The 8,916-nt window shown below is 67.7% G+C and carries 8 protein-coding genes, 1 tRNA gene and 1 pseudogene; 1 reads left to right on the forward strand and 9 read right to left on the reverse strand.

Annotated elements, in window-relative coordinates:
• The 4 genes and pseudogenes from RMN86_RS11175 to RMN86_RS11190 form a co-directional block, all read right to left on the reverse strand.
• Nucleotides 1-814: pseudogene (locus RMN86_RS11175) on the reverse strand (glutamate synthase subunit alpha); the annotation flags it as partial.
• 168 nt (nucleotides 815-982) lie between these two features.
• A complete protein-coding gene (locus RMN86_RS11180) occupies nucleotides 983-2,593 on the reverse strand; it encodes an alginate O-acetyltransferase AlgX-related protein (protein WP_309605924.1) in 1,611 nt (536 codons plus the stop codon).
• Nucleotides 2,594-2,595: 2 nt separating this feature from the next.
• On the reverse strand, nucleotides 2,596-4,038 hold the full coding sequence (locus RMN86_RS11185) for an MBOAT family O-acyltransferase (RefSeq protein ID WP_309605925.1): 1,443 nt from the start codon (nucleotides 4,036-4,038) through the stop codon (nucleotides 2,596-2,598).
• 28 nt (nucleotides 4,039-4,066) lie between these two features.
• On the reverse strand, nucleotides 4,067-4,768 hold the full coding sequence (locus tag RMN86_RS11190; RefSeq protein WP_309605926.1) for a hypothetical protein: 702 nt from the start codon (nucleotides 4,766-4,768) through the stop codon (nucleotides 4,067-4,069).
• 355 nt (nucleotides 4,769-5,123) lie between these two features.
• Between RMN86_RS11190 and RMN86_RS11195 the strand changes: the two genes are divergently transcribed.
• The gene (locus RMN86_RS11195) at nucleotides 5,124-6,404 is read left to right on the forward strand and encodes a DUF418 domain-containing protein (RefSeq protein ID WP_309605927.1); all 1,281 of its coding nucleotides are present in this window, start codon (nucleotides 5,124-5,126) and stop codon (nucleotides 6,402-6,404) included.
• Between the two features lie 25 nt (nucleotides 6,405-6,429).
• On the opposite strand, the gene RMN86_RS11200 is transcribed toward RMN86_RS11195, so the two are convergent.
• The 5 genes from RMN86_RS11200 to RMN86_RS11220 all read right to left on the reverse strand — a co-directional run bounded on the left by RMN86_RS11200 (nucleotide 6,430) and on the right by RMN86_RS11220 (nucleotide 8,913).
• Nucleotides 6,430-6,506 (reverse strand) — tRNA-His (locus tag RMN86_RS11200).
• Nucleotides 6,507-6,582: 76 nt separating this feature from the next.
• Nucleotides 6,583-7,002 carry a LytTR family DNA-binding domain-containing protein gene (locus tag RMN86_RS11205; protein ID WP_309605928.1) on the reverse strand — a complete coding sequence of 140 codons (420 nt, stop codon included), beginning with the start codon at nucleotides 7,000-7,002 and terminating at the stop codon, nucleotides 6,583-6,585.
• Nucleotides 6,953-7,669, reverse strand: a complete 717-nt coding sequence (locus tag RMN86_RS11210) for an energy transducer TonB (protein WP_309605929.1) — start codon at nucleotides 7,667-7,669, stop codon at nucleotides 6,953-6,955. Before RMN86_RS11210 ends, RMN86_RS11205 begins: the two co-directional genes overlap by 50 nt.
• 12 nt (nucleotides 7,670-7,681) lie before the next feature.
• On the reverse strand, nucleotides 7,682-8,113 hold the full coding sequence (locus RMN86_RS11215; protein WP_309605930.1) for a biopolymer transporter ExbD: 432 nt from the start codon (nucleotides 8,111-8,113) through the stop codon (nucleotides 7,682-7,684).
• A gap of 5 nt (nucleotides 8,114-8,118) precedes the next feature.
• Nucleotides 8,119-8,913 (reverse strand): MotA/TolQ/ExbB proton channel family protein, encoded by a 795-nt coding sequence (locus tag RMN86_RS11220; protein WP_309605931.1) that lies wholly within the window; start codon nucleotides 8,911-8,913, stop codon nucleotides 8,119-8,121.
• Nucleotides 8,914-8,916: the final 3 nt, after the last annotated feature.

Consider the following 8,916-nt stretch of genomic DNA (forward strand, 5'->3'; position numbering starts at 1 on the left):
CGTTCATCCAGTTGACGTTGCCGCGCACGGTGTTGATCTCGCCGGTGTGGGCGATGAACCGGTAGGGGTGCGCCAGGCGCCACGATGGGACGGTGTTGGTCGAGAACCGTTGGTGCACCAGCGCCAGCGCCGACTCGGTCAGCGGGTCGGTCAGGTCCTTGTAGAAGGTCCCCACCTGGGTCGCGAGCAGCAGGCCCTTGTAGACCACCGTGCGCGTGGACATCGAGGGGATGTAGAGCTGGGTCAGTCCCGGCAGGTTGCGCTTGGCGGCCAGCTCCCGCAGCGGGTTCTGGGTCTGCTTGCGGATCGCCAGCAGCTTGCGTTCATGGGCGTCCTGGTCGCGCACGTTCGGGCCGCGGCCGATGATCGCCTGCCGGATCACCGGCATCTCCGCCAACACCGCCGCACCCAGACCCGTGGTGTCCACCGGCACATCGCGCCATCCGATCAGCGGCTGCTTCTCGACGGTGAGGAAGTGTTCGAGTTGGGCGCAGGCGACGGCGCGCGCGGCCTCGTCACGCGGCAGGAAGCACATGCAGACCGCGTACTCGCCGGCCGCCGGCAGGGTCACGCCGGATCGGCCCGCCCAGTCGCGCAGCAGGGCGTCGGGGATCTGGATCAGCACGCCGGCGCCGTCGCCGACCAAGGGGTCGGCGCCCACCGCCCCGCGATGGTCGAGATTGACCAGGATCTGCAGGCCGGCCTCGATCACTTCGTGCGATTTGCGGCCTTTGATATTGGCCACGAAACCCACCCCGCACGAGTCATGCTCGTTCGCCGGATCGTACAGTCCCTGCTTCCGGGGGAACCCCATCTCGTCCTCTTCAGGTCCAGACACTCAACGCACGCCGAAACGCGGCCAAACCCCTAGTTCTTGATAGGGAGGCCGTGATCGCGGGCATTTACCCGGCAAGATCGCCCCTTGTCGATGGGCGGAAAGCTGAGACCGGGGAAGATTTTTCTAATGCCTGACAATCCGGCGTCAGGGCGCGACCAGGGCCGGCGGCCCGGTGCAGGCCATCCACCCCGCGCCGGCTCGCCGATAGACGCTGAGGTCGTAGGTTCCGGCCGGCAATTTCGAAATGTAGAAATCGCCCGCGAACCCGCTCGAACGCGCACTGGGGTTCCTGAAATGATCCGCCACGTCAGGCCGCGGCTTGTCGATCCGCAACGCGCTGACGAACCGCCCCTTCGGCCCCGTCAGCGCGATCAGACCGTCGGGCGAGGTCACCGCCGTCGCCAGCTCAGAGGCCCATCCGGAGACAACAAGGGTCGCCTGCCCGCCGCCGCCAGGCGCCAGGTTCGCCGCATCGAAGGCGCACCCGCCGCCGGGCCGCGCGGCGGCGATGGCGGCGGCCTGGCGCTGGTCCGGGGCCGCGAGGCGCGGCATCAGGCTTGCCCCTGGCGCCGGGCCCGCGGCATGAGCGGTCGCCAGCACGCGGTCAATCCGCGCCATGGCCTGAGCCGACGCCGCGGGGCTGTCGCCCATGGCCACGCGCAGACCCGGCTCAACCACCTCGGTGATGACGATGTCGGGCTTGAATCGGTCGATCAGGTCTGGACGCCAGAAGCCGTCCTGATCGTGCGCGACGACGATGCGGCGGAAATGCGGATAGAGAAATTGCAGCATCTCGTTGGAGAATGAGTCCCGCGTCATCAGCAGGACGGGCTTGCCGATCACGTGGGTGTCGATGACCTGCGGCGCGGTCCAGTCCCGCTTGGCGGTCAGGTAGGTGGTGTCGATCTTGAACGCGCCCTCGCGACGCTCCAGGCGCGGATAGTCGAGATCGACGAAGCTGGCGACGCCCAGCATCAGCGCCAGGTCGCGCGGACCGTGGCCGGCGGAATTCCGAGCCCGGTACTCCGCCAGCGGCCGAGGGCCATCGGTCAAGCCCATGGCCTGCAGCCGATCCATGATCGCGACGTAGCCGGCGAACGCCCCCAGCCCGCTCCAGTGCGTGTCATGCCGGCTGTAGGTCATCGCCCCGGCCTTGGTGGCCAGCGTGATGGCGGGCTGCAGATACAGCACCTCGCCAGCGTCGCTGTCGCGGGCGAGCCTGGGCAGCAGGACGGCGGCGCGCCCGGGCGCGGGGCCGGCGTACCAGGCAGGCCCATGCCCAGGGTAGATCGCCTCCTTCGTGGGTGGCGCGATGACCAGGTAGCGGATGCCGCGCGCGCGCAGGAATTCGGTCCGACCGGCCAGGCCCGCCAGCCAGTCGCGGATCTCCAGGCCGGTCATCGGCGGGTCACCGCGCGAGGCGCCCAGATGGGTGTCATCGTCCCAGAACAACCAGCCGTCGCGCCCGACGATCACCCGGCTCGATCCGCTGACGCCGACCATCATCCGCAGCCGGTTCAGCGCCGCGATGAGATAGACGCGGGCGGGGAACCGGTCCGCGACATAGGCGTCGGTCGCCTGGCGAAACGCGCGGAGGTCCTCCAGCCGCTTCGGCCAGACGGGCCTTGGCGCCAGGACGCGGTGTTCCTGCAGGGTCGGCGCCGGAACCAGGCGAGGTCCGAGCCAGGCCGCCGCCATCAGCACCAGCACAGTTGCGATCAGCAGTCGCCAGTGGAGCCGCGAGGCGAGGGTCACGCTCAGAACCGGAAATAGAGGAAGGGGTTGAGGGTCGAGCCGGCCAGCACAGCGATGCTCAGCACGAACCCCGCCGCCAGCAGCGGGATCGGCAGCGCGTGGACGTTGCGGGTGTCCAGGCGCTCCGGCATGGCCGGCCTCGGCGGCTCGGCGCGCGGCGCGCCCAAGCGCTCCATCAGGGCCGGGAGCAGCGGCATGGCCAGCAATGAACCGGCCGCCAGCGCCGTCAGCGTCTGGGCGTTCAGCAGGATCGACAACGCCGGGTCCGGCGCCAGGAAGCGGCCGGGCCGGCCCATCTGGCCAAGCACCTGCAAGGCGTGCGGCAGGCTGTCGGCGCGGAAGAACACCCAGCCCACCATCACCACCAGGAGCAAATAGGCGTGGCGCACGACCCGCGGCGCGCGATCGAGCAGCCGGCCGAGCCCGAACCGTTCCAGCAACAGGAACGCGCCGTGATAGAGGCCCCAGACAATGAACCGCCAGGCCGCGCCATGCCACAGGCCGGTCAGGAAGAAGACGATCAGCAGATTCCTGACCGTCTGGACCCCTCCGTTGCGATTGCCGCCCAGCGGGATGTAGACATAGTCGCGAAACCAGGACGACAGGCTGATGTGCCAGCGCCGCCAGAAGTCGGTGAGCGACCTGGCGGCATAGGGGTAGTCGAAATTCCTCGGAAAGGTGAAGCCGAGCAGGAACGCCAGGCCAATGGCCATGTTCGAATAGCCGCAGAAATCGAAATAGATCTGCAGGGTGTAGGCCCACACGCCCAGCCAGGCGGTGGTGGCGTCGAGCTTTGCGAGGCCGGTGGCAAAGGCGTGGTCAGCCAGCGGCGCCAGGGTGTTGGCGATCATCACCTTCTGGCAGAGGCCGACGATGAAATACTGCACGCCCAGGCCGACATGGGCGGTCTGGCGACGGTCGGCGTGCATCTCGTGACGGATGTCGGCATAGCGGACGATCGGGCCGGCGATCAGGTGCGGAAACATCAGAATGTAGGCGGCAAAACGGACACCGTCGCGCTCGACCTTGACCGCCCCGCGATGCACGTCGGTGACATAGCTGACCAGCTGGAAGGTGAAGAACGAGATGCCGAGCGGCAGCGCCCAGTGCGCCTCGGGCAGCGGCGCGCCGGGCAGAATCCGGTTCAGATTGTGCGCCAGGAACTCGGAATATTTGAACACCCCCAGCACCGCGAAGTCGGCGGTGACGAGCAGCGCCAGGATCGCCAGGCGGCCGCGCCTGGCCACCACCGTGTCGAGCCAGCGAGACCCGGCATAGTTCAGGCCGATCAGACCCAGCAGCAGGGCCAGATAGGCGCCTTCGCCCCAGACGTAGAAGGCCGCGCTGCCGGCCAGGAGCGCGCCCGCGCGCCAGCCTGAAACATAGTAGCCGAGCAAAAAGACCGGCAGGAAATAGAAGATGAAGATGACCGAACTGAAGACCACGCCTTGCGTTTCCCTGGGGTCCGCGGCGTCAGGGTTTTTGGGTCGGCGCAGGCGGGGTGGCTTCGGGCGGGGTGGCCAGCGGCAGAGCGGGGGGCGGCCGGGAGTCCGGATTTTCGGCGATGGCGATCTGGCGAATGACGAAGGCGCCGCCGGCCTTGTCTTCGATGTCGAGGCGGATCTGGTCGATGGTCGATTCGGTCCAGTCCGGCGCCCCGAGCGTCTGGCGGCGCATGTCATAGACCAGCGTCGTGGTCTCGTTGACGGCCGGGTTGGCCCCGGACATCGGCTTGCCAAGATAGGCGATGGATTCCGGATGGTTGGCGGTCGAATAGTAGAGCGCCCCGTCCCAGCCCGCCCCCGCGGCCGTGCGCGTCAGCCGCACCAGCACCAGCGAAAACCGCGCGCCCGGGACGTTCAAGCCCTTGGGCGATCGCAGGATGGGATCGACGATCGTCACCGCGAGACCCTGGCCGTCGGCCGGGACGATCTTACTGCGCAAGGTCGCGAAGCCTTCGGTCGAGCCATCGAAGGTCCACAGCTTGACCGTCTTCACCGGCTTGCCGTCCAGTTCGAAGCCACCGGTCGTCGCGTTCCAGTGGGCCGGACCCGCCCGTTCGACCTGCGCCGCGGCGGGACCCCGGGCGTTCGCGGCGGACTGGCCGGCGGGTCGATCGCAACCGGCGAGCAGCGCGAGCATCACGGCAGGTCCGGTCCAGGGCAGACGCGTCACGGGGCGGACTCCGTCAGAGGCGGCCGCGAGGGCAGCCGGATGGGGCTCCAGCTTTAGCATGATGACCGGACCGCGCCACGGCGCGCGCCGGCAAAAAAAGGGCCGCGCCCGTTGCGGAGCGCGGCCCAGTCAAGGGAGGAAACGCCCCAAAGGGCAAAACCACCCTGTATCGTCCCGACGTCGCGGCAAAGCCCGGCGTCACGACATCCCTGGCTTTCCGCGGTCGACGGCGCGAGGCGGCTAGAAATCAGGCGCCGCCGCCTCGAAACCGCACCAGGCTGGCCACGCATCGGGCGTTGACAGCCTGCGGGCGGGGCTCATGCTCGCATCGACGGGAAACCAGGGGCGCTCGGGGATGTCGGCAACGCAGGATCAGGCTGGGGGCGAGCGCCACCTCTCCATCGACGCGGTTCGCGGCTTCGCCGTGCTCGGCATTCTCCTGATGAACATCGTCGGCATGGGCCTGCCGGCCTTCGCCTACATCGACCCGACCTACGCCGGCGGCTCGACCGGAGCCGACTTCTGGACCTGGGCGGTCAACAACGTGCTGACCGACGGCAAGATGCGGGCGCTGTTCACCATGCTGTTCGGCGCCAGCACCGTGCTGATCGCCGAGCGCGCGGAGGCCGGTCGCCCCGGTCCGATGCAGACGCATTATCGCCGCATGTTCTGGCTGTTCGTGATCGGCATGCTGCACGCCTATTTCCTCTGGTGGGGCGACATCCTGGTGACCTATGCGGTCGCCGGCCTGGCCATCTTCCCCTTCCGCAAGCTCGGCCCGCGAGCGCAGATCGGCATCGGCGTGGGGATCCTCGCGGCCCTGCTCGCCAAGAACCTCGTTGAAGCCGGCCAGATCGAAACCCTGCGCGCCGCCGCCATGGCGCCCGGCGCTCCGGCGTCTCTGGTGAAGACCTGGCAGGAGGTGTCGTTCACCCTGTCACCGCCCCAGGCCCTGGCCGCCCAGCAGATCGCCGGATTCGGCGGTGGCTTCATCGACGCCCTCAAGGCCCGGACCCAGATGTCGCTGCTGATGCAGACTGTCATCTCTCCGCCGGACTCCCTGCCCGAGGCGGTCGGCCAGATGTTCCTCGGAATGGGCCTCTTCCGCGCGGGGTTCTTCACCCTGCGTTGGTCGAGCCGGGCCTATGCCGCGATGATCGCGGTGGGCTACCTGCTCGCCGTTCCCGCGACCGCGTGGATCGCCTGGAGGATCGCCGAAAGCCACTTCGAGGCCATCGCCTTGCATCGCTGGGAAGTCTGGCAGCAGGTCAGCCGGCCGCTGATCGCCCTGGCCCACGCCAGCGTCCTTCTGCTGGTCATCCGCGCCGGGCTGGCGCGCGGGCTGGTCCAGCGGCTGGCCGCGGCCGGGCGAATGGCGTTCAGCAACTACCTGATGACCTCGATCATCACCACGCTGGTATTCTGCGGCTTCGGCCTGGGACTCTATGGCAAGCTGTCGCGGTTTCAGGAACTGGCCGTGGTGGCCGGCGTCTGGGCCTTCATCCTGGCCTGGAGCCAGCCCTGGCTCGCCCGCTTCCACTATGGCCCGTTCGAATGGATCTGGCGTTCGCTGGTCAAGTGGAGCCCGCAACCGTTCGTTCGCCGGCCAACCGCGCAGGCCGCCGCCACGGCCTGAGATCCGGAGACTGGAGAATTCGCGATGGTACCAGCTCTCGGTCTCGAACCGAGGACCTCTAGATCCACAATCTAGCGCTCTAACCAACTGAGCTAAGCCGGCCCATCGCGAGGTGGGTTTCTAGTCGCGCGCCGCGCCGCGATCAAGTCACCCCGGTATCGCCCCGTTGTCGCGACCTTCAGTTGATCAGCAGCGGGCGCCGATATCGGCGGCTGCCGGCCAGTTCGCGGCCGTCGCGCAGGCGGACCCGGAAGTCACCGGTAGGCCTGGACTCCACCGTCGCCACAGCGTCGCGGCGGACCAGGCGTGAGCGGTGGATGCGCACGAAGCCCGCCGCCCGGAATCGAGATCCATCGCCGAGTGCGAGGCGCGATGCAGCAGGTTTGCGCCGTACCTTTGCAGTTTCAAATAGTTCCCCACCGCCTCGGCCCGGGCGATGTCCGCCAGGTCGACATGGCGCCGGCAGGCGCCGTGAAGGCCGCGCGGCGCAAAGAAAAAGCCCCGGAGGCTCTCGCCGCCGGGGCCTTTGTCCTGCCGTCTCGTCCGTGTCAGCCCTTGGGCGCGTCGAAGCGGATGGGGATGTTGATCTGCCCCCCATCGACGGGCGCGCCGTCCTTGGTCTGCGGTCGCATCTTGAACAGCTTGCTCATCCGCATGGCGGCCGTCCCGAAATCCTGATTTTCAGGCGACTCGGAAACCACCGAGCAGTTGTCGAGCGTCCCCTTGGCGTTCACCGAGCAGTGGATAACCGCCCGCCCGCTGACGCCCATCCGTCCGGCGCGTTCCGGGAAGTACTTCGCCAGGTCGTCGCCAGTCGGTTTGCGCAGCCAGTCAGGATTGGTGATCACCGACGGACGCGGCGGTTCCGGCGGCGGCGCGGGCGGCGGATTCGGCTGATCGATGAGGTGCTCCACCGGCGGGACCGGCAGCGGCGTGATCGAAGGCAAGTACGGCGAAGCCACCTTCGGCCTCGGCTGCAGCTTTGGCGGCGGCGGCGGCGGGGTGTTCGGCGGCGGCGGCGGCGGCGGCGGCGGCGGCGGAGGCGGCACAGGCTTGATCAGCGCCACATCCGTCACGCTGTCGGAATATTCCTTGAAGTTCGCCTGGAACTTGCTCGTCCAAAGGTAATAGGCGAGCAGGGCGTGGACCAGAACCGCGACGACAAGGGCGATAACCAGGCCCTTCTGGCGTTTCGGTCGCGGGTCGTCGAACGGATTGTGACTGCCGGTCAGAGGGGCGGCGTCACGCTGTGATGTATCAGCCATGCGTCACCAGCCTCACTTGTTATTGTCTTCGCCGACCAGGGCCACGCTGTAGAACCCGTTGTCCTGCAGCATGTTCATCACGCCCATGAAGTCGCCGTACATCACGTCCTTGTCCCCGCGAATGAAGATCCGCTCGTGGGTCGGGTCACGCTTTGCGCCCACTTGTTTCCGCAGGTCATCCCCAAGCGTGGCGAGGTCCGACGGAAAGTCCTGGATGAAGATCCGCCCGTTGGACTGGATCGAGATGTAGACCGGTTTGGGCGGATTGGTGCCCGGTTTGGCGACCGCGGGGGGAAGCACCACCTGCACCGTCACCGCAGCCAGAGGCGCGGCCACCATGAAGATGATCAACAGCACCAGCATCACGTCCACGAACGGTGTGACGTTGATGTCGGCGATGGCCGCTTCTTGTCCGCCAGCAGAGCCTGAAAGCTTGGCTCCCATATGGCTTAAGCTCCTTTGTCGAGCTGCCGGGAGATCGCGTTCATCAGTTCAGCCACAAAGCCTTCCGTCCGCGCGCCGTAAGCGGAGATGCGCGTCTGGAAGTAGTTGTAGAAGATAACCGACGGGATGGCGGCGAACAGGCCAAGGCCCGTGGCCAACAGCGCTTCGGCGATGCCGGGCGCCACGACCGCGAGGTTGGTGGTGTTGGTGTTCGCGATCCCGATGAACGAGTCCATGATCCCGTAGACGGTGCCGAACAGGCCGATGAACGGGCCGTTTGAGCCGACCGAAGCCAGGAACTGCATGCCGCTGGACAGACGCCGGGTGAGCGAGGCCTGGACGGCGGACACCGCATGTTCCGCGCGGCTGAGGGTCGTCTCGCGGTGCTCGCCGGCGACGTGCAGGCCAGCCTGGCGGGACAGTTCGATTTCCTGCGCCGCCGCGGCGGCCATGTCGGCCAGCGGGTTGCCATCATACTCTTCCGACATGGCGATCCGGCCCATGTCGGTGATGCCCTTGGCGCCGCGGAAGGCTTCGAGGAAGCCGTCCGACACGCGGTTGAGCGCGCGGAACTCAAGCAGCTTGGTGATCAGCAGGGTCCAGGAAAACACCGAGGCCAGCAGCAGGCCGAGCATCACGACCTTCACCACCGGCTTGGCGTCCAGGAACATCGTGCCGATGCCCATCTTGCCCGCATGCTTCATCTGCGGAGGCAAGGTCGCGTCGGCGGCGGGCGCGGCCGGGGCCGCGGCGGCCATGTCGGCCAGCGGGTTGCCGTCAAACTCTTCCGTCATCGCGATCCG

The organism is Phenylobacterium sp. (assembly GCF_031360265.1).
Lineage (GTDB): Bacteria > Pseudomonadota > Alphaproteobacteria > Caulobacterales > Caulobacteraceae > Phenylobacterium.

Excerpts from the sequence above, each read along its gene's own strand:
- RMN86_RS11210 (WP_309605929.1), bottom strand. The coding sequence starts at position 7,669 with ATGGCTGATACATCACAGCGTGACGCCGCCCCTCTGACCGGCAGTCAC.
- RMN86_RS11205 (WP_309605928.1), bottom strand. The coding sequence starts at position 7,002 with ATGGGGGGCAGATCAACATCCCCATCCGCTTCGACGCGCCCAAGGGCT.
- RMN86_RS11215 (WP_309605930.1), bottom strand. The coding sequence starts at position 8,113 with ATGGGAGCCAAGCTTTCAGGCTCTGCTGGCGGACAAGAAGCGGCCATC.
- RMN86_RS11195 (WP_309605927.1), top strand. The coding sequence starts at position 5,124 with ATGTCGGCAACGCAGGATCAGGCTGGGGGCGAGCGCCACCTCTCCATC.